The organism is Pseudoalteromonas sp. SG43-1 (assembly GCF_014164415.1).
Taxonomy (GTDB): Bacteria; Pseudomonadota; Gammaproteobacteria; order Enterobacterales; family Alteromonadaceae; genus Pseudoalteromonas; species Pseudoalteromonas distincta.
In genome coordinates, this window is the sequence record NZ_JACJFD010000001.1 from 170,521 (window position 1) to 191,050 (window position 20,530).

The 20,530-nt window shown below is 34.8% G+C and carries 19 protein-coding genes; all 19 read left to right on the forward strand.

The window, feature by feature from the left end; translation table 11 throughout:
* Positions 1–117 precede the first annotated feature (117 nt).
* Positions 118–900, forward strand: a complete 783-nt coding sequence (locus H5159_RS00690) for a YdiY family protein (protein WP_024596589.1) — start codon at positions 118–120, stop codon at positions 898–900.
* A gap of 122 nt (positions 901–1,022) precedes the next feature.
* Complete coding sequence (locus H5159_RS00695; protein WP_182779510.1) at positions 1,023–3,701, forward strand: SLBB domain-containing protein; 2,679 nt, start codon at positions 1,023–1,025, stop codon at positions 3,699–3,701.
* Between the two features lie 100 nt (positions 3,702–3,801).
* The gene (locus tag H5159_RS00700) at positions 3,802–4,764 is read left to right on the forward strand and encodes a Wzz/FepE/Etk N-terminal domain-containing protein (RefSeq protein ID WP_182779511.1); all 963 of its coding nucleotides are present in this window, start codon (positions 3,802–3,804) and stop codon (positions 4,762–4,764) included.
* A 105-nt stretch (positions 4,765–4,869) separates the two neighbouring features.
* Positions 4,870–5,808 carry an exopolysaccharide biosynthesis polyprenyl glycosylphosphotransferase gene (locus H5159_RS00705; protein WP_182779512.1) on the forward strand — a complete coding sequence of 313 codons (939 nt, stop codon included), beginning with the start codon at positions 4,870–4,872 and terminating at the stop codon, positions 5,806–5,808.
* A gap of 25 nt (positions 5,809–5,833) precedes the next feature.
* Positions 5,834–6,904 carry a dTDP-glucose 4,6-dehydratase gene (rfbB, locus tag H5159_RS00710; RefSeq protein WP_182779513.1) on the forward strand — a complete coding sequence of 357 codons (1,071 nt, stop codon included), beginning with the start codon at positions 5,834–5,836 and terminating at the stop codon, positions 6,902–6,904.
* A 13-nt stretch (positions 6,905–6,917) separates the two neighbouring features.
* Positions 6,918–7,790, forward strand: a complete 873-nt coding sequence (gene rfbA, locus H5159_RS00715; protein WP_096792415.1) for a glucose-1-phosphate thymidylyltransferase RfbA — start codon at positions 6,918–6,920, stop codon at positions 7,788–7,790.
* Positions 7,790–8,665, forward strand: a complete 876-nt coding sequence (gene rfbD / locus H5159_RS00720) for a dTDP-4-dehydrorhamnose reductase (protein ID WP_182779514.1) — start codon at positions 7,790–7,792, stop codon at positions 8,663–8,665. Before rfbA ends, rfbD begins: the two co-directional genes overlap by 1 nt.
* An 11-nt stretch (positions 8,666–8,676) precedes the next feature.
* Entirely contained in the window at positions 8,677–9,213 is a 537-nt protein-coding gene (gene rfbC, locus H5159_RS00725) for a dTDP-4-dehydrorhamnose 3,5-epimerase (RefSeq protein ID WP_096792417.1), read from the forward strand.
* 71 nt (positions 9,214–9,284) lie between these two features.
* Entirely contained in the window at positions 9,285–10,895 is a 1,611-nt protein-coding gene (locus H5159_RS00730) for an aldolase catalytic domain-containing protein (RefSeq protein ID WP_182754148.1), read from the forward strand.
* Positions 10,882–11,535 (forward strand): HAD family hydrolase, encoded by a 654-nt coding sequence (locus tag H5159_RS00735; RefSeq protein ID WP_182779515.1) that lies wholly within the window; start codon positions 10,882–10,884, stop codon positions 11,533–11,535. Before H5159_RS00730 ends, H5159_RS00735 begins: the two co-directional genes overlap by 14 nt.
* Before the next feature lies 1 nt (position 11,536).
* Positions 11,537–12,280 carry a 3-deoxy-manno-octulosonate cytidylyltransferase gene (kdsB, locus tag H5159_RS00740; RefSeq protein WP_165728155.1) on the forward strand — a complete coding sequence of 248 codons (744 nt, stop codon included), beginning with the start codon at positions 11,537–11,539 and terminating at the stop codon, positions 12,278–12,280.
* A gap of 9 nt (positions 12,281–12,289) precedes the next feature.
* Positions 12,290–13,720 carry an oligosaccharide flippase family protein gene (locus H5159_RS00745; protein WP_096792421.1) on the forward strand — a complete coding sequence of 477 codons (1,431 nt, stop codon included), beginning with the start codon at positions 12,290–12,292 and terminating at the stop codon, positions 13,718–13,720.
* Positions 13,717–14,946 (forward strand): hypothetical protein, encoded by a 1,230-nt coding sequence (locus H5159_RS00750; protein ID WP_182779516.1) that lies wholly within the window; start codon positions 13,717–13,719, stop codon positions 14,944–14,946. Before H5159_RS00745 ends, H5159_RS00750 begins: the two co-directional genes overlap by 4 nt.
* On the forward strand, positions 14,930–15,580 hold the full coding sequence (locus H5159_RS00755; RefSeq protein WP_096792423.1) for an acyltransferase: 651 nt from the start codon (positions 14,930–14,932) through the stop codon (positions 15,578–15,580). Before H5159_RS00750 ends, H5159_RS00755 begins: the two co-directional genes overlap by 17 nt.
* A 43-nt stretch (positions 15,581–15,623) precedes the next feature.
* Positions 15,624–16,439 carry an NAD(P)-dependent oxidoreductase gene (locus H5159_RS00760; RefSeq protein WP_165728158.1) on the forward strand — a complete coding sequence of 272 codons (816 nt, stop codon included), beginning with the start codon at positions 15,624–15,626 and terminating at the stop codon, positions 16,437–16,439.
* Positions 16,440–16,458: 19 nt separating this feature from the next.
* Positions 16,459–17,418: a hypothetical protein gene (locus H5159_RS00765; RefSeq protein WP_096792424.1), complete on the forward strand. Its 960-nt coding sequence runs from the start codon at positions 16,459–16,461 to the stop codon at positions 17,416–17,418.
* A gap of 459 nt (positions 17,419–17,877) precedes the next feature.
* Positions 17,878–18,720 carry a hypothetical protein gene (locus H5159_RS00770; protein ID WP_182779517.1) on the forward strand — a complete coding sequence of 281 codons (843 nt, stop codon included), beginning with the start codon at positions 17,878–17,880 and terminating at the stop codon, positions 18,718–18,720.
* Between the two features lie 112 nt (positions 18,721–18,832).
* A complete protein-coding gene (locus H5159_RS00775; protein ID WP_096792426.1) occupies positions 18,833–19,702 on the forward strand; it encodes a glycosyltransferase family 2 protein in 870 nt (289 codons plus the stop codon).
* Positions 19,699–20,511: a glycosyltransferase gene (locus H5159_RS00780; RefSeq protein WP_182754162.1), complete on the forward strand. Its 813-nt coding sequence runs from the start codon at positions 19,699–19,701 to the stop codon at positions 20,509–20,511. Before H5159_RS00775 ends, H5159_RS00780 begins: the two co-directional genes overlap by 4 nt.
* Positions 20,512–20,530 lie beyond the last annotated feature (19 nt).

Here is a 20,530-nt window from a genome sequence, read left to right on the forward strand (position 1 = left end):
TTTCATGCGGTATTTGCTGCATGAAAATTTTTTACATTATTACTTAGCTGTTTAGCTTGCTCTAACAAGTAATGCTTTAATAAAATAGATGTACATTTATACAAAGGTTATTTTTTAATGAAATTAAAGCTTTTATCAGTTTTAGTTGCGGCTTCTGCTGCAACAAACGCATTTGCTGCAGACGCAGAACAAAGAACATGGGAAGTTACCAGTGAATTAGGTGCTATTGTCACAAGTGGTAATACAGAAACGACCACACTTAAAGGTGGCATCAAAGTTCAGCACAATCTTGAACACTGGAACAACGAATACAAGCTAGACGGCATCTACAAAGAAGATGAAGTTGAAGATGCAAATGGTGACAAAAACAAGCAGCGCACTAACGAAAAGTATTCAATTTCTGCACAAGGTAATTACAAATTAAATGAAGATCATTCTCATTTATTCATTTATGGTTCACACGTTTCAGATTATTTTGGAGCGTATAGAAGTGAGTCAGTAATTTCTGCAGGTTACGGTTTACGTTTATTAAACGAAAAAACTATGTGGTTAAGTGCTGAAATTGGTCCTGGTTATAAATACTTTGAATACCCAGATGACAGCACTGAAGTTGATGACAACGGTAACTCTCTTGCTGGTGAATTTGAAGGCGAAGTAATTGCCTTAGGTAAGTTAGATTACAACTGGCAAATTTCTGAGAATGCACGTTTTACTCAATTAGTTGCTGTTGAGTACGGTGATACAAACACTAAAACTCGTTCTGAAACTGCATTACTTGCAAAAATAAACGGCTCGTTACAAATGAAAGTCGCTTTTAATGTCACTAACAACTCAGATGTTGCTGACGACAAAGAAAGCACTGACACTGAAACGTCATTCACGTTGGTTTACAGTTTTTAACCAATGTAGTTAAGTTAATTACACTAAAGTGACAAAAGGGACGAAAGTCCCTTTTTTATTTGCTTAAAATTAAGGTATTATAGCGGCCAATTTTGGTTGTAGACCTAGGGATATACCTACTCGTGAAAGTTTTTACACAATTTATTAGTGCTTTTATTCTACTTTGTAGTTTTAGTACTTTGGCTTTTACGCCAACAGCGTCTCAAATTGAGCAATTTAAAAAGTTACCTAAAGCTCAACAAGAAGCCCTCGCAAAACAATACGGTGTTGATATAGCAACGATCACTGGTACAAACCAATCTAATAATCAAAATAATACACAGCAGCAAAATAGTATTGGTGAGCGCGCAGAACCCGAAAAAGAAAAGCTTACAGATGAAGAGCGCTTTAAACCAAAAACAGACGAATTAAAGCCGTACGGTTACGAATTGTTTGCAGGTGAACCAACTACATTTATGCCAAGCGAAAATGCCGCAGTACCAGATACATATATTGTGGGCCCTGGCGATCAATTAAAAATAAACTTTTATGGTAAAGAAAGTGACAGTTTTGAAGTTATAGTTGACCGTGAAGGACGTATTAGTATTCCAGATTTAAGCCCTGTAGAAGTGGCCGGTTTAACTTTTGCTGAAATTAAAGAATTAGTAAAAGTAAAAGTAGAGCAAGAGGTAATAGGTGTAAAAGCGTTTGTATCGCTTGGTCAGCTTCGTAGCATGCGTATTTTAGTGCTAGGAGAGGCCTACAAGCCTGGTAGCTACAGCGTTTCTTCATTAACAACCGTTTCGCACGCATTATTCGTAAGCGGTGGCGTGTCTGACATTGCTTCTCTTCGTAATATTCAAGTTAAACGCGCAGGCAACGTAGTTGCAAACTTTGACTTTTACGACTTACTTATTAATGGCGATAGCAGCAACGACATCGTATTAAAACCGGGCGATGCAGTATTTATACCTTCAGTTGGCGCTCAAGTAACAGTTGAAGGTGCAGTTAAACGTCCCGCTATTTTTGAACTTAAAAAAGGCGAGTCTGCTAAGCAGTTATTAGCGATGGCCGGAGGCCTTAAACCAAATGCATACGCTAAAAGCGCAATTGTAGAGCGCTTTAATTTCGATCGTAAAGAAGTACTCTCGGTCGATTTTTCAAAACCACAAATTAACTATATCCCACAAGATGGCGACCGCATTCGCTTTAATTCAGTTAGCTCGCAATATCAAAATTCAATTAGCTTAATTGGTGCAGTAGCACGCCCAGGTAATTATCAATGGCACCAAGGCAAGCGTATTTCAGATGTACTTAAATCTATACGCGGTGACCTACTACCGCAAGCCGATTTAAGCTACGGCCTCGTAATCCGCGAAATAAACGTAAACGGCGATATAGAAGCGCATCAGTTCGACGTTGCTCAAGCGATTATTAAAAATACTGAAAACAATTTACAACTTAAAGCTAATGACAAGATAGTTGTATTTAGTCGTTTTGAAGAAAAAGAAGCAGAGCAATCAGCTCTAGCAAATATGGCCCTTAGCCAAGAGCAACAAGAGCAGCAACAAAAAGCAGAGCAATGGCACAAGTTTGAGCAAAAAGAGTTCGAAAAATATATTGGTGTTAATCAAGAAGACGAAGAGCTTGTTCTTGAAGACAATAAAATACTAACAATTGCTGAAATTTCTAAACGCAAAGCAAAAGAAGCAGAAGACCAAGAACTCAAACCTGAAGATTACGCATTATTTAGCCGCCATAACTTGTTAGCGCCGATTATTGCTAAATTTAAACAGCAAGCATCAGTGCAACAAGCAATGCAATTAGTTGAAATCAGCGGGAATGTAACTTTCCCTGGTATTTATCCACTAATGATTGGTGGTGAGGTAAGTGATTTAATAACAGCAGCCGGTGGTTTGCTGGAGTCTGCCTACGTAAAACAAGCTGAAATTACACGTATTGTAGCCAGCGATGGTTCTAAAATAGAACACTTACGATTTGACCTTGAAAGCGCCATGAAAGGCGACCTTCAAAGTAATATTACATTACAAAGTAAAGACAGCATCAACGTTTTTGCAATTCCAAACTGGCAAGAAAATGTAAAAGTAGAATTAAAAGGCGAGCTTAAATTTCCAGGCACGTACACTATACGCCGTGGTGAAACATTAACGGAATTACTTGATCGTGCGGGTGGTTTTTCACAATTTGCAGAGCAAAAAGCAGCTGTATTTACCCGTACGTCGATTAAAGAACAAGAGGAAAAACAACTCGCACGCTTATCTACAGAGCTTCGCCGTGATATAGCTTCTAAAAGCTTTCAAAATTCGGTAAGTAGTAGCACACTTTCTTATGAAGAAATGAACAAGCTGTTAAACGACCTCGCGAGTGTTGAAGCCGTAGGACGTTTAGTAATTGATTTACCTTTAATTGTAAATAATCAACAAAACTTAGTACTGCAAGATGGTGATACACTTTATGTACCAAGCAAGCGTGATTCAATTAGCGTAATTGGTGAAGTTAACTACTCCACATCACACCTATATAAAACAGGGGTGAGTGTTGATGATTATATTGCTCTAAGTGGTGGCCTTAAAGAGCGTGCCGCTGAAGATCGAATTTACATTATTAAAGCCAATGGTTCAGTGAAAATACCAAGTACAGGTGGCTGGTTTGCAGCAAATAATGCTGACCAGTTAGAACCAGGTGATACAATAGTGATACCAATGGATGCAGGACACATGGATAAGCTAACGCTTTGGAGTACTGCAACGCAGATTCTTTATCAGCTTGGTGTAGCAGTTGCAGCGATTGGTAGTCTTTAGTGGAATTCAGGCTTCCATTTATTAGATAAACTTTAAGAATAAATAGTTCGAGCTGTTTTTAGAATTATGATCAGCGAATAGCTAATTTTATGAGATTGATATGGAAAATGACTTAAATAATTATATGCAGAAAAATGAGCGAGGACACGCTTATCAAAATGCTGATGAACAGATTGATTTAGGAGAGCTATTCAGTGCGATCTGGCAAGGGAAGTGGATTATTATCATTATCACTTTCCTATTTACTGTCGTATCGGTATTTTATGCAATCAATCAACCAAATATTTATAAATCTGAAGCTCTACTGGCTCCTGCAGAGCAAGAGAAAAATGGCGGTTTAGGTGGGCTGGCTGGTCAATTTGGTGGATTAGCTAGCTTAGCTGGAGTTAATTTAGGTGGCATATCAAGTAATAAAAGTGAACTGGCTATCGAAATATTAAAATCTCGTCAGTTTACTAGTGAATTTATTAAAAAACATAATTTATTGCCTTATTTACTCGCTGTAGATTCATGGGAGTTAGAAAGTAATACGTTAAATTTTAATACTGAAATTTATAACCCTGATACGAATACGTGGGTACGTGATGTAAAAGCACCTAAAAAACCAGAGCCCTCAATGCAGGAAGCTTACAAAGAGTTTAGGGATATCATTACATTAAATACAGATAAAGAAACAGGTATGCTAAGGCTGGCTATACAACATAAATCACCAGTCATTGCTCAGCAGTGGGTAAATTGGTTAATAAACGATATTAATTCAGAGATGAAAAAACGTGATGTTGCTGAGGCAAATAAAAGTACTGAATTTTTAACTAAACAATTAGAAAAAACAAAAATAGCCGATATACGTACTATGTTATTTAAATTAATTGAAGAGCAAACAAAAACTATAATGTTTGCAAATGTTAGAGACGAATATGTATTTAAAACTATTGATCCAGCACTAGTACCAGAAGAAAAGTCAGGACCTAAACGAGCCTTGATTTGTATCCTAGGTATGTTTTTAGGTGGCATACTGTCTATAATATTTACATTATTAATGTACTTTTCTAAAAGAAAGTAAGCATAGTGTTTCTGGGTTAATACATACAGTTTATTGTATGTATGAAAAATAAATTTTAAATAACATGTATGTTATTAATTAGATTAATTAGATTAATTGGAATTTATGTTGTTAACGAAAAGTTTTAAATCAAAAAAAGAAGCCTTGAAACAAAGCATAATTTATGTTTTTTGCCCAGATGAGTGCGTTAATAATATTGTGGAAATAATTAATGAGCATTCATTTGATTTAGTAATTAATGATTATTCTATAATTGATTTTACTGAAAAAGTAATTTGTCATTATAGAAGTGCGCATTTGACTAAAGAGCAACGTGAATATTTAGTAAATGCGACAGAGTCTGGTGCCTGGGTAGAGCCATTAGTAAGCTATTTAGATGATAGATTAAAGTATACTGAAGTACGATTATTACATAGTAGTTACTTTTTACATCAAAAGGCATTTTCTATTTTATCGAATAAACGCACACAAATAACAAAACGTACTATAGATATAATAAGCGCTATATTGTTACTAATAATAACGTTACCGCTTTCTGTTCTAGCAGCCTTATTTATAAAGTTAGAAAGTCCTGGAGATATTCTATATAGGCAGAATCGAACAGGGCAATATAACAAGGAATTTAAAGTTTATAAATTTAGATCAATGCGTAATGACGCCGAAAAAAATGGCGCTCAATGGGCTAGTGAAAATGATGCACGCGTAACAAAGATTGGGAAGTTCATTCGCAAAACAAGAATAGATGAAATACCTCAACTTATAAATGTGCTGCAAGGAACTATGTCTATAGTTGGGCCAAGACCAGAGCGTGAAATATTTATAAAAGATTTAGAGAAAGCAATACCTTACTATCGTTTTCGCCATGCAGTTAAGCCCGGTGTTACTGGGCTTGCACAAGTAAGTTATCCGTATGGTGCATCGGTTGAAGATGCAATTTGGAAACACAAGTACGACATACATTATATTAAGCATCATTCCAGTATGTTAGATATAAAAATCTTATTGTTGACAATTAAGACCGTGATGTTTGGGATGGGTCGTTAAGTTTTAACGAAAAAAAGTAGGTAGTATGAAAATTTTAGTAACAGGCGGAGCTGGCTTTATTGGCTCAGCAGTAATTCGCCACATTATAAATAATACGAAAGATGAAGTTATTAACATCGATAAATTGACTTATGCAGGCAACTTAGAGTCACTTGAGGGCGTAAAAGATAGCGAACGTAATATCTTTGAACAAGTTGATATATGTGATCGTTTAGAGCTAGATCGAATTTTTAAAACCTATAAGCCAAATGTTGTAATGCATTTAGCGGCCGAAAGCCATGTTGATCGCTCTATAACTGGTCCCGCTGAGTTCATTCAGACAAATATTGTAGGTACTTACAACTTATTAGAAGCCGCGCGCAATTACTGGAATAATTTAGAAATTGGTGCTAAAGAAGCATTTAGATTCCACCATATTTCAACGGATGAAGTTTATGGAGATTTGCCTCATCCAGATGAGCAGGAAGGAGAGCTGCCATTATTTACCGAGCAAACGGCTTATTCACCAAGTAGCCCGTATTCAGCGAGTAAAGCATCTAGCGACCACTTAGTGCGTGCTTGGCTTCGCACCTATGGCTTTCCTACTATAATTACAAATTGCTCAAATAACTACGGCCCCTTTCATTTTCCTGAGAAGCTAATACCTTTAGTTATTTTAAATGCCCTTGAAGGTAAAAAATTGCCTATATATGGTAAAGGTGATCAAATCCGTGATTGGTTATATGTAGAAGATCATGCACGGGCTCTTTATAAAGTAGTAACCGAAGGTAAAATAGGCGAAACCTATAACATTGGCGGGCATAATGAAAAACAAAATATTGAGGTAGTACAAACTATTTGTAGTATTTTAGATAATCTAGTACCTAAGAAAACAAAATACGCAGAACAAATTACTTTTGTAGGTGACCGCCCTGGCCACGATAGGCGTTATGCAATCGACTCATCAAAAATGCAAAATGAATTAGCTTGGACGCCAGAAGAAACCTTTGAAACTGGTTTACATAAAACGGTCCAATGGTATTTAGATAATAGTTCGTGGTGTGAAAATGTGCAAGATGGTTCATACCAGCGCCAACGCCTTGGTACAATAGAATAATTAGGAGACACACATGAAAGGAATTATCTTAGCTGGGGGTTCTGGTACACGCCTTTATCCATTAACGCGTGGCGTTTCAAAACAGCTATTACCAGTCTATGACAAGCCGATGGTTTACTATCCAATATCAACATTAATGTTAGCAGGCATTCGCGATATATTAATAATTACCACGCCGGAAGATAATGAAAGCTTCAAGCGCTTATTAGGTGACGGTAGTGATTATGGTATAAATCTAAGTTACGCAGTACAGGCGTCACCAGACGGATTAGCTCAAGCATTTTTAATTGGTAAAGAGTTTATCGGTGACGATAGCGTATGTTTAGTACTTGGCGATAATATTTTCTATGGTCAATCTTTTAGTAAAACGCTTAAAAACGCTGCAAGTCGAGATACAGGAGCAACTGTATTTGGTTATCAAGTTAAAGATCCAGAGCGGTTTGGTGTTGTTGAATTCGACAAGGATATGAAGGCAGTATCTATTGAAGAGAAACCAGAAAAGCCGAAGTCTAATTATGCAGTAACTGGGCTTTATTTTTATGATAATCGCGTGGTTGAATTTGCAAAGAAAGTAAAGCCATCACATCGTGGAGAGCTTGAAATAACAACATTAAATGAGATGTACTTAAATGATGGTACTCTAAATGTTGAATTACTAGGGCGTGGTTTTGCATGGCTAGATACAGGCACTCATGAGAGTCTCCATGAGGCCTCGTCATTTGTACAAACTATCGAGAATGTGCAAGGCTTGAAAGTGGCATGTCTTGAAGAAATTGCATGGCGTAATAACTGGTTAAGTACAGAGCAGTTACTTAAAATAGCTAAACCAATGTTGAAAAATGAGTATGGGCAATACCTAAATCGTTTGGCCAAAGAGAAAAAGTAATGAAAGTACTTATTACTGGTAAAAATGGCCAGGTGGGGAGTAGTTTGATTGCACAACTAACCGCTATGCCTGCAATGGACTTTTTAGCATTAGGCCGTAAAGAGTTAGATATCACTAATTCTGAAGAGGTTAATAGGATTGTAACTGAGTTTAGACCAAATGTTATTATTAATGCTGCGGCCTACACAGCAGTAGATAAGGCTGAGTCTGAGCAAAGTATAGCTCATGCGATTAACTGCCAAGGGCCTAAAAACCTAGCTGTAATTGCTAAAGAGATTAATGCTGTAATTATTCATATTTCAACTGATTACGTTTTTTCCGGTGATAAAGAAGGTTTATATACTGAGAGTGATACAGTAAAACCGCAATGCGTTTATGGGCAAACTAAACTTGCAGGAGAGCAAGCTGTAGCAGAAGCCTGCGATGAGCACATTATATTACGTACTGCATGGGTTTTTAGTGAGTACGGCAGTAACTTTGTGAAAACAATGCTTCGTTTAACTCAAACGCGTTTAACATTAGGTGTAGTTGGTGACCAGTTTGGCGGGCCAACTTATGCAGGTGATATAGCTGCTGCAATTATTGATATCGCCGAGCAGCTACAAAAGGGTAGTCATCATTACGGGGTATATAATTACACAGGGTATCCATATGTTAGCTGGCAAGAGTTTGCAGTGCAGATATTCGAGAGTGCTTTAGCTAATAAGATGATTAATTCTCCTATCGCAGTAAACGCGATTACAACTGCAGAGTACCCAACACCAGCCAAACGTCCTGCCAACTCAAAACTTGATTGTTCTAAAATAGCCTCTGACTTTAGTATTATTCAAAGCGATTGGCATGCAGCATTGAAAGCACTCAAAAAATATCAATAGATAGGTTTTTTATGAAAGTAATAGATACAGAAATAGCGGATGTAAAAATTATTGAACCAACGAAGTTTGGAGATGATCGCGGTTTTTTTATGGAAACTTGGAATCAAAAGCAATTTGAAAGTCTAGTGACAAAAAAACCGACACAATTTGTGCAAGATAATCACTCTAAATCAAAACAAGGCATACTTAGAGGTCTACATTTTCAAAGGAAGAACACACAAGGTAAATTAGTACGTGTGATCTCAGGGGAGGTTTTTGATGTTGCAGTAGATATACGTAAAGACTCTGCGACATTCGGAAAATGGGTTGGTATTTATTTAAGCGCTGAAAATAATCGCCAGCTTTGGGTTCCAGAAGGGTTTGCTCATGGTTTTTATGTTACGAGTGAAGAAGCTGAATTTGTATACAAGTGCACAAATTATTATCACCCGGAGTCAGAGGTATCAATTGCGTGGAATGATAAAGTTCTAGATATTAAGTGGCCAATATCGGGGACTCCATTACTATCAGAAAAAGATAGTAATGGGATAGAAATAAATTCTCTGTAATTAAATAATTGTTTTTATTAGTAAGTATAAGTAAAGAACAGACTTATATGATTAGGATATAAAGGACCCAAATGAAAATTCTTGACTGTACATTAAGAGATGGTGGATATTACAATAATTGGGATTTTGAGCCAGAGTTAGTTCAAAGCTACTTACAGGCAGTCGCATTAAGCGGAATCTCATATGTCGAACTTGGCTTGCGTAACTTCCCAAAAAATGAATTTTTAGGTCCATTTGCATATAGCTCTGAAAATTACTTAAAGACTTTAGAATTACCTGATGGGGTAACTTATGGAGTAATGGTTGACGCAAAAACTATTTTATCTAGTCAATTGAGTATAGAAGCTGCTGTAAATGCACTATTTTGCGAAGAGAAAAATAGCTGCGTTAGTCTTGTGCGAATAGCTGCTCACTTTCATGAAGTCGAAGAATCTAAAGAAATAGCAAACCAACTAAAAAGTAAAGGCTATATCGTTGGTTATAATCTTATGCAAGCGGGTGGAAAGCCTGATTTAGAAATAGAAGAAAAAGCTAAAGAAATTAGTCAATGGGGAAGTGTGGATGCTCTTTATTTTGCTGATTCACTAGGGAATATGGATGCCAACGAAGTTCAACGAATCGTTAGGCTAATCCAAAAGCATTGGCTTGGTGACATGGGAATACATACTCATGATAACATGGGGCGTGGTCTTGCAAATAGCTTAACCGCACTTGAAGCTGGAGTTGAATGGCTTGACTCTACTGTTACAGGTATGGGACGAGGTGCAGGTAATACTCAAACAGAAAATTTAATGGCCGTATTAGCTGAAAAATATGTAGAACTGAAGCCAAATAAGATCTATGAGTTAGTCATTCGTTATTTTGAGTCAATGCAAAAACAATATGGCTGGGGAACTAACTTATTATATTTTTTAGGTGCACAGCAGAGTGTTCACCCCACCTATATACAAAACCTGTTATCAAACACACATATAGGGAAAGATGAAGTTGTTGGTGCTTTACAATACTTACTCCAACTAAACGGCACTAGCAAGTATGACGGTTCTGTATTAGAAGCTGCGTTGAGTCTTAACAAGAATACTTCAGAAGTTACAGGAGATGATGTCAGTGGCTTACTTGATGGTAGAGAAGTTCTATTAATCACTAATGCGAATTCTGTAGCTAAGCATAAAAAAGCTCTTGAGTTGTACATTAAAAATAATAAACCAATTGTGATCTCATTGAACATAAACAAAGTGCTAGATGATAGTTTTGTAGATTATATTGCAATCACACATAACCTTAAATTTTTAACTGAAAAAGAGAATTACTCTAATTTAAGTAAGCCAATTATTTATCCTGCTCATCGTTTTCCAGCCCAAGATGTTGAGCTTTTAGCCGATAATGGAAACATCAATTACGGTGTTGATATCGCTGATAATACCTTTAAAGTTGAAAAAACATCTTGCCTAATCCCGTCTGAACTAACAATAGCTTATGGCTTAGCATTTTCGATAGCCGCAGGTGCTAATAAAGTTACCTTTGCTGGCGTTGATGGTTATAATTCAAATGATTCAAGGCACTTAGAGATGATTGAGTTCTTCGATACTATTGAAAATGATCTACAAGACAACCTTGGCTTTATATCAATAACTCCAACAACTTACCCTATTAAAAAGGGAAGCGTATATGCTTATATTTGAGCCATACGATCTGATTATATTTGACTGTGACGGTGTTCTTCTTGATTCTAATAATATGAAAGTGGCTGCTATGAGAGCAGCCTTGTCCCTTTCAAATTACTTTTCAGACACACAGGTGGAAGCATTAGCGTCACAATTCAAAGAGAACTTTGGCATGAGTCGTTACCATCATGTTGCTAGTTTTACAGAAACATTAGATATTGATGGCGCCGAAAAACAAAAGTTAGAAGAGATGCTTTTATTAGCGTATGCAGAGCAAGTTGATAAATTCTATTTAGAAGTACCTGAAGCTTTAGGAATAAAAAGTACACTTTCCTCGCTAAAAGGTAAGCTTATGTACGTGGCTTCAGGGTCAGAGCAGAGTCAGCTAAGAACAGTATTAGAAAAAAGGAATTTTTCTAATTATTTTATTGAAGTTCTAGGCAGTCCAGTATCAAAGTCTCAGAATATTAAAAATATTTTAAATAGTGTGAGCCATATTAGTGCTGTAATGGTCGGTGATGCTCTTGCTGACTATGAAGCGGCTAAGAAAAACAATATAGATTTTATCTTCTATGCACCATTATCAAATGTTAAACAAAGTATGCTTGAGTTAAGTCAAAAACATGACTTTAAAGTTATACATAGTTTTAAGGGTTAACATGTCACTTAGTTACGCAATCGTTATTCCAGCTCGCTACGAGTCTAGCCGCTTCCCGGGTAAACCATTAACTATTATTGATGGCAAACCGATGATACAACATGTATGGGAGCGCTGTTGTCGTGCTGTTGACAAAGAATTAGTGTACATAGCTACTGATAATATTAAAATTGCCAATGCAGTAACAGAGTTTGGAGGCAAGTTTATCATGACTTCCTCACAGTGTTTAACGGGCACAGATCGACTTGCAGAGGCTAATGAAGTACTAAATTGTGATTTCATAATTAATGTACAAGGAGACGAGCCTTTAATCGATCCTAAAGACATAGTAACAGTAATAAATGAATACACCAGGCTGCCAAATAGAGTCATTAATGCTATGTCATTAATTGAGGATGAAGATGAATTTAGATCACCTAACATCCCTAAAGTAGTTGTGAGTAGCTCAAATAGATTAATGTATATGAGTCGTTCGCCAGTACCTATAACAAAGACGGGCGGGTTTGCTTTTGGCTATAAGCAGGTGTGTATTTATGCTTTTTCTAAAGAGCACTTAAGGTTTTTTATGGCTCATGCTGAAAAGTCTAAAGTAGAGGAAGTAGAGGATATTGAAATACTAAGGTTTATAGAGAGTGATATAAGCGTACAAATGGTTGAAGTAGCCAGTTCAAGTATTGCTGTAGATATCCCTGAGGATGTAAATAAGGTCATTTCCAAAATTAAAGCCAATAAAAAACTAGGCTAATTTGCAGAGATGAAAAATACAAAATATCTTATGCTACAAGATGCTTTAAAAAAAGTATTAACTATTGTCTTGTTTATTTTCTTAGTGAGAAACTTTTCTGAAGAGGAGTTTGGTACTTACCAACAAGTATTATTGGTTGTTAGTTTAGCTTCTATTTTATTTAGTGCAGGTGTACCAGTATCATTAACTTACTTTTATGGGCAATACGCTAAGTACTCGCAGCGACAGCAAATATTTAAACGTTTTTTTATTTTCCAACTCCTTTTGCTCTGCTTGGGCGCTATTTTATTAGCTTTATTTGCAAAACCTTTAGCTGAACTTATTAATAATCCTTTGATTGAAAAGTTCATCGTCATTATATTAGTACTTTTTGTGACTACAGCGACATTTGAATATTTTAAAAATTTGAGTGTAATAACAGGAGGTTTAAAAGGGTATTTATATTTAACAACATCAATACAGCTAATTACCGTACTTATAAATATATTTATTGTTATATTCTTAGATAATTTAGCTTATGTACTATTTTTTTCGGCTTTTAGTAATCTACTTTTATTTTTATTTTTACTATATGTAAATAAAAATAGTTTTTTATTGAGGGTTAACAGAGGGTTCGTTTCTTCTGTTGAGATTAAATATATAATAGCGATGGGATCCGTATCTCTAGTTGCTGTTTTAAATGGTTATATTGACCAGCTAATGGTGTCGTTTTTGATGGACGCGAGTAGCTTTGCTACTTTAAAAGTAGGAGCTTTTCAAATCCCATTTATTAGTATTATTACAGGCTCATTATTGACTGCGATGATACCTGTTATTTCTAAATTAATACGCTCAAATGACACTAACGGCGTTATTGCTGTGTGGAAGGAGTCGATAGAAAAAGCGACAGTGTTGCTGGTGCCCATCGTTATATTTTGTTTAATTTACAGTAATGAAATAATTTTAACTTTATTTGGCGAAAAGTACGAAAACTCAGTTATTGTTTTTCAGGTCTATATGTTTCAATGGTTGAGGGCTGTTGTTATTTTTGGTGGTGTAATGGGAGCTATAGGGTTAGAAAAAGCACTGTTTAAAAATACGCTAGTAACAACTACATTGAATGTGGTATTGAATTATTTTTTAATTTCAAAATATGGCGTTATTGGGGCTGCTTTCGCGACTACATTTTTAAACTTTTTTGGTGCTTACTTACTTATAAAACCAATAAATAAAAGGCTTAAGGTTAAATTTTCCTCTTATTTCCCAACCAAAATATATATAACTTCAACTTTATTGTCTGTTGGATTGGCATTCTTATTGAAATCTTATAATTTACTTTTTGAAGTTAATATATTTTCTCTAGGTATTATCGCGATTGTTTTTTATATATTAATGATTATTATCCAAATGAAAGTTTTTTATAAAAAAGTGTCATTACTTCAGTTAAAGGAAATGATTTGAAGAAGCTATTTGATAAGTATAAAACAGTAAAAAAACAATTGGCCTATGACCATAAAGGTTATCCAATTGAGAATATAGTATCTCTTGAATTGATTTCTTTGATTTATAAAAGAGAAAATTTCAATATTCGTCGAAGTTTGGTTTATTTTTTTGCGGTTCGTAAAATTAAAATACCGACGCAGAAAAAAGCACTTTTTTCTATAGGTGATTATAATCGCAAAGATTATTATGAGCTTTTAAAGCATGTTATGACAAGCTACCAAAATGAAAGTGATCTTGTTGATTTATCGAATTCTAAACGAAGTCTCACATTCTCGCTGTCCAATATATTTTCAGCATTTAAGATTGTCTTTTTTAGAAAGCTTGAGTTAAATTTTTTATCGAAAATAACCTTGGCAGCTTCAATCGCACATAACCTTAATAATATTGATTTTTTAGAAAAGCAAACACCGACTAACATTAAGCTTTTTTGTGCATTTTGCAGTAACCTTAATGAAGAAGCTGTACTAAATTACTTTTTCAAAAAAAACAATATACCTACCTATTCTTTACAGCATGGGTTGTGGTTTATTTACGATATCCCGCCGATAGACGCTATTGCTTATGAGAATGTTGTTGCTGATAAGTTACTTTGTTGGGGAGAGTATACCCGTGATGAATTCATAAAATATGGTATGGACGAGCGCAGGCTTGTAGTTGCAGGTTACCCTAAAAAAACAACTCCATTGATTTTACCTAAAAAAAGCCATAAAAAATTAAGAGTGCTCGTGTTGTTGGCTAGGAGTCAATTTGATGAAAATAATCTCAACTTAATCTCCTTGCTTTCTCAGTCGACTTTGAATATAGAGTTTGAATTTAAGCTTCATCCAGCGTTGATAGTAGAGAAGTATTCAGATCAGCTTAAGTCTGAAAGCTTTAATTTTGCGCCTGCAGGTACAGTCCAAGAGTTATTAAATTTAAACCGCTATGACTGTTCTATTTCTTATAATTCTACAGCTTACTATGATAGTTACATAAATAACTGTATCTGTTTAAGGTATCAAGATGCTGACGCAGATAACGCTATTAGCGTGCTTGATGATAGCTTTACTTCGGTCTCTGAATTTGAAAGTAAAATTAACTTAGTGCTTACAGCACAAAGTGACGAAAAGGTTTGGACTGAAATTGAAAAAAACCTTAAATATATATTAGGCTATAGGATCAACAATTATGAAAGTTTTTCTTAAATTTAAAAAGTTGTTATTGTTGCCTGTGTCTCTTAAAAAGCGTTATGTAGCGCATTTGTGGCTATTGGCCAAAGGTGCGTTAATTTATCGCTTTATATTTAGTCATTATGGAAAAGGAAGTATTGTATACAAACCTTTGTTTATAAGCTATGAGGCAGTAAAACTTGGTGAAAACGTATCAATTGGAGAGCATGCCCGAATAGAAGCAATAGATAGCTGGCTCGAAAGAAAATACACGCCCTCTATTTTAATTGAAAGCGGTGTACGCATTGAGCAGCGCTGTCATATTACCGCTGCAGGCCAGCTAGTTATTGGCAAAAACTCGTTAATATCATTCGATGTTATGATTCAAGATACCGATCACGAGTATCAAAATATTGAACTCCCGGTTAGTCAGCAGCCTCTGATCGTGAACAAAACTATAATTGGTGAGAGTTGTTTTATTGGCAGTGGTGCGAAAATAAGTGCCGGGACTACACTTGGAAAACATTGTGTTGTGGGTGCTAATGCGGTGGTTCGTGGTGATTTTCCTGACTATTGCGTTATTGTTGGAATACCTGCAAAGATTGTAAAAAGATATAATTTAGCTACGCAAGCGTGGCAAAAAACAAACTCTTTAGGGGACTTTGTTTAGGTCCTCGGTTGAAACAAAATACTTAAAGGTAAATGGTGGTGTGGTGTTAAATTATACAGTTATTGGTGGTCGTGGCTTTATTGGTAATGAAGTCTCAAAAAAGTTACTTGAAAATAACCATTCTATATATATTCCAGAAAGAAACGATATTGATTTGTTTTCTAAGCCATTAGGCACTGTAATTTTTTGTGCAGGGGCTGGTGATTGTAAAAATGCACCCTTGCAGGTTTTTAAGTCAAATTCATTATTGTTAGCTGAAATATTAGAGAAAGCGTCATTCGATAAACTGATTTATATTTCATCTACTCGCCTTTATATGGGGCAGGACAATACCCAAGAAAATGCAAATTTAGTCGTTTCTCATGGAGATGAAAGGCGTTTATTTAATTTATCTAAGTTAATTTCTGAAGAGCTCTGTTTGTTAAGCTCTAAAAAGGTTGTTATCATTCGACCCTCAAATGTTTATGGCTTGGCATTAAATAGCCCCCTTTTCTTACCTGCAATTACTCGTAACGCAATAAATAATAAACATGTTGATATGTACGTTACACCAGAATATGCAAAAGATTATATTTCTATCACTGATCTTGTTGATGCTATTTATCAACTTGCTGAAAAAGATAATCTAAGTGAAACAGTTTATAATATTGCGTCGGGTATAAATACAAAAGCTAAAGATATAGCTAACGTTCTGGAAAGTGAAACTGGTTGCAATATCAATTGGATAAATGGCTGTGTAGATGAGTATTTTCCAGTTAATGATATCTCTCGACTAAAAAAAGAAATAACATTTAATCCTCGAAATGTATTAGATGATATGAAAATTATGATTGATGATTTTAAAGATAAATTAATTTAGGTATTTCGAAGGTATTAAAATGGATTTTCAAGGTCGCAAAATATTATTTATAGGTATTGGCTTTTATGATTATGACAAATTAATTGTTGAAAAATTAAAGAACAAAGGAGCGGTAGTTAATTATATCTGCCAATCTCATCGTAATAGAGTAATGAACCAATTTGCTAAGTTTAAATCTGCGAGCCATATAGAAAAAAAACACTCAGAAAAGCATCTATTTCTCCAGCTAGATAATCAAACAAACTATGATTATATCTTCGTAATTAAAGGGGATAGGCTTTGCTCCCAACATATTGATATGTTGAAGAAAAACAACCCAGGTGCTACTTTTATCTTATATCATTGGGATAGTATCAGAAGGGTTGAAGGGGGGGCAAAAATTGCGAGCTTATTTGATAGAGTATGTAGCTTTGATCGTTTGGACTGCAATAAATATTCATTTGATTTTATACCCCTTTTCTATAGAAATAGAATTGAACGGAAAGCTACTTATAAATATGACATTTCTTTTGTGGGCTGGTTGCACTTTAACCGTTTAGACTTGCTAAAAGATATTGCATTAAAAATGGATGTTGTAAACAAGAGCTATAAGTTTTACTTGTTTACGAATCCAATAAACTGGTTTAGGTTAAATATTCTAAAAAGAATAACATTTATCCATAGGAAAACATTAGCTTATAGTGAATATTCGGAAATTGTGAGTAATTCTAATGCGATTTTAGATTTCCATCATCCAAAGCAAGATGGACTTACAATGCGAACAATTGAAGCATTAGGTGCAAATAGAAAAATTATTACGACGAATTCAGATATCAGGCATTACGATTTTTATGAATTTAAAAATGTATTTATTTTAGATGATGATGTAGAAATACAGAGCCTTATTAACTTTATTAATGAGGATTTTTCGCCTGTTCCTGAGTCTATTTTATATCAATACTCGATGGATGCATGGCTTGATAAAATATTTTCCTTTTAGCACGTCGCTGTTGGATCTAATGTTGTACGGTGGGCTCTGTCGCTGAGAGCCACGCCATACAAAAGGTGGGTTTTAAAAAATTCATCTTTTTCTATTAAAATAATTTATAAGTAGCTACCAGTGATAAATTCTTTCCTTTTTGTAATCATCACCTTTGTCGTCACTAGAAATCTACCTTTTTCTACCCTTGCACCTATCGCTAACTTTTGCGTCTTGTGCCTTGTCATAATTGGCTTTCTTCATTGGTTCAAAAAAAGAGACAAATATATCGGTTTAGCTTTTTTACTGATTACATTTCTCGCTTCATATAGCTTATTTTTTTTAGAAAATGATCCGTTACTTATTATGCGGTTTTATATAATTTTACTGTCTTTACTATGTGTACATTTCATTCCATTTAATAGCTTAAAATCATTAAATATCGTAATTGGACTGCATATTCTTCAAGGTATTGTTATTATGGCTATATCTTTGTACCTTTATTCGACTTGGGAAGTATCAAGTTATTTACCAATTAGGCATTGGTTTTTAAATAACGGTTTTGGTGATGTGTATACATATGGAAACGGCTTCTTCCGAGTTCAAATTAAAGGAAATGCTCTTATTCCTTTTTTTGCCATGGTATCTAATTTTTTATATTTGAAAACACAACAAAAAAAGTATCGATTTAGTGAAGCCTTCCTTTTGCTTGCAACACTCTTTGCTGGCAACTTTATGTACCTAATTGGTTGCGGCTTTTATTACATTTGTGCTTTCTTGATGCAAACTAACTATTTAAGTAAGGTTAGGGGGTTGAAGAATATAACGTTATTGTTTGCATCTATTTTAATCGTACCGATAGCGGTTACCTCTGCTGTGAATGTGATTGAAAAAAAGTCCACTGGACAAGTCTCATCTATTGGTACTCGTATAGATCAGGCTGAAGTATTGCTTTCTGATATGAGCGATGATGTATTTACTGTACTAGCTGGTAAGGGGCTGGGCAATACGCTCGATGTTACGACAAGTGCGAGAGATTATACTGGTAATATTTATTTTGAACTACAAGGCGTCTATTTTTTAAATCAATTAGGCTTTATCTTTTTAGCATTATATATATTAGCTTTGTTTTATCTCTATAGTAAATTTATATATTTTAACCATTTAGGTTTAATTTATTTATCCTATGTTGGTTATGCTATATCAAACCCGTACATTTTGGATACTAATCATATAATTGTAATTATAACACTCTGTTTATTAAGTAGGTTAATCAGAGCCAATATGTTAGTGACTGGAAAATTCAGTAGGAATGTATATTAAGTAGTTTTAGTGTTTATAAATAGAAAAAATTAAAGTGCGAAATTAACTGGTTTTTTCTTAGATGTTTACTAAGGCAAGTGTTTATTTATATAAATGTGATTGAGTTATAATTATGAATGAAAAAGTTTTTTCTGTATTAGTCTTATATAATGCAACCCAAACTGAAGCTGAAGTAGCTGTCAATAGATTAGTTGAGTTGGGTACACAAGTGGTTGTCTGCAATAATTCAAAATATGATGTTGAAATAAATATAAGCGATTGTGTAAAAGTATTTAATTTTAGGGAAAATTTAGGAATTGCAAAAGCTCAGTCATTAGGAATGGATTGGGCTTTTAATAATGGTGCTGACTTTGTATTGCAGATGGATCAAGACAGTGAGCCTGACAGAAATCTACCTAGTAAATTACTAGAGTGCTATCATGAATTAACACAAAATAATTATTCTGTAGGTTTAGTCGGTTGTCAGGATTATGATAAAGATACGTTAGAAGTCAATGAAGCCAAGGTTTCTAAAGGGCAAAGTGTTTATTGTTCAGAGTATATCTCCGTGTCTAGTGTTTTAAGCTCAGGTAGCCTAATTCCAAAAGAAGTATATTTGCAGGTTGGAGGAATGGATGACGATTTATTTATCGATGCAGTTGATTTTGAATACTGCTGGAGAATCAAAGCTGCCGGCTATTTAGTTATAAAAAATAACAAAGCAAAACTTGCTCATAAATTAGGCGATGGCAATAAGAAGATACTGCTTTTTATTAATGTAGGTGTTTGTAGTCCTATTCGACATTATTACCAATTTAGAAATACTCTACTTTTAATGAAACGTGGTTACGTGCCTATTTATTGGAAAATATCTAGTTTAGCAAAGCTACTTTTTAAACTATTTATTTATCCATTCACATTACCAGACGGGTATGTACGTTTTAAATACATGTTAAAGGGGATTAAAGATAGCTTGATGGGGCGAGTAGGTATAGTTACATGAATTTTTCTGTACTAATGTCAGTATATTGCAAAGAAAATGCATTATTCTTGGATGAAGCGCTAAGGAGTATTTACAATCAAACTTTAAAGCCGACCGAGGTTGTACTCGTTCAAGATGGACCTCTCTCCAGAGAACTATATGCTGTTATTAAGAGCTGGAAATCTAAATTAAACATAGTCGATGTTTTAATGAAAGAGAATGTTGGTTTGGGGGCAGCTCTAAATGAAGGTTTGAAATATTGTCGTTACGATTTTGTAGCCAGAATGGATACTGACGATATTGCCCTTGAAGAACGCTTTGAGCAGCAGCTTTCTATTTTGACATCTTTAAACGTTGATGTTTGTGGCTCGTGGATTAGCGAATTTGACGATGATCCAAGTATCATCTTATCAATAAGAGAGGTTCCCGAAAAACATTGCGATATAGTTAAATTCTCTAAGTCAAAAAATCCAATCAATCATCCATCAGTTATGTTCAAAAAAAGGGTGGTAGAGCAAAGTGGTGGCTATCAGAATGTGTTGTATTTTGAAGATTACTTCTTATGGTTGAATTTAATTAAAGCGGGATTTGTTTTTTACAATATACCTGCAGCGTTAGTGCATATGAGAGCTGGTTTTAATCAATTATCTAGACGAAGTGGTTATTTATACTTCAAGCGAGAGCTGTATTTTTATAAGTGTTGCTATAAAAATAAATTATTGCCTAAAGGGCATATACTAAAAAGCTTAACATTAAGAATGCCTATAAGGCTTCTACCTAAGGTTATTATTGCAAAAATTTATACATTGATTAGAAATAGTAAAACCTAGGAGTAATCCCTTTTTTAAG

Excerpts from the sequence above, each read along its gene's own strand:
- H5159_RS00690 (WP_024596589.1), top strand. The coding sequence starts at position 118 with ATGAAATTAAAGCTTTTATCAGTTTTAGTTGCGGCTTCTGCTGCAACA.
- H5159_RS00700 (WP_182779511.1), top strand. The coding sequence starts at position 3,802 with ATGGAAAATGACTTAAATAATTATATGCAGAAAAATGAGCGAGGACAC.
- H5159_RS00705 (WP_182779512.1), top strand. The coding sequence starts at position 4,870 with ATGTTGTTAACGAAAAGTTTTAAATCAAAAAAAGAAGCCTTGAAACAA.
- rfbB (WP_182779513.1), top strand. The coding sequence starts at position 5,834 with ATGAAAATTTTAGTAACAGGCGGAGCTGGCTTTATTGGCTCAGCAGTA.
- rfbA (WP_096792415.1), top strand. The coding sequence starts at position 6,918 with ATGAAAGGAATTATCTTAGCTGGGGGTTCTGGTACACGCCTTTATCCA.
- rfbD (WP_182779514.1), top strand. The coding sequence starts at position 7,790 with ATGAAAGTACTTATTACTGGTAAAAATGGCCAGGTGGGGAGTAGTTTG.
- rfbC (WP_096792417.1), top strand. The coding sequence starts at position 8,677 with ATGAAAGTAATAGATACAGAAATAGCGGATGTAAAAATTATTGAACCA.
- H5159_RS00730 (WP_182754148.1), top strand. The coding sequence starts at position 9,285 with ATGAAAATTCTTGACTGTACATTAAGAGATGGTGGATATTACAATAAT.
- H5159_RS00735 (WP_182779515.1), top strand. The coding sequence starts at position 10,882 with ATGCTTATATTTGAGCCATACGATCTGATTATATTTGACTGTGACGGT.
- kdsB (WP_165728155.1), top strand. The coding sequence starts at position 11,537 with ATGTCACTTAGTTACGCAATCGTTATTCCAGCTCGCTACGAGTCTAGC.
- H5159_RS00745 (WP_096792421.1), top strand. The coding sequence starts at position 12,290 with ATGAAAAATACAAAATATCTTATGCTACAAGATGCTTTAAAAAAAGTA.
- H5159_RS00755 (WP_096792423.1), top strand. The coding sequence starts at position 14,930 with ATGAAAGTTTTTCTTAAATTTAAAAAGTTGTTATTGTTGCCTGTGTCT.
- H5159_RS00765 (WP_096792424.1), top strand. The coding sequence starts at position 16,459 with ATGGATTTTCAAGGTCGCAAAATATTATTTATAGGTATTGGCTTTTAT.
- H5159_RS00770 (WP_182779517.1), top strand. The coding sequence starts at position 17,878 with ATGGCTATATCTTTGTACCTTTATTCGACTTGGGAAGTATCAAGTTAT.
- H5159_RS00775 (WP_096792426.1), top strand. The coding sequence starts at position 18,833 with ATGAATGAAAAAGTTTTTTCTGTATTAGTCTTATATAATGCAACCCAA.
- H5159_RS00780 (WP_182754162.1), top strand. The coding sequence starts at position 19,699 with ATGAATTTTTCTGTACTAATGTCAGTATATTGCAAAGAAAATGCATTA.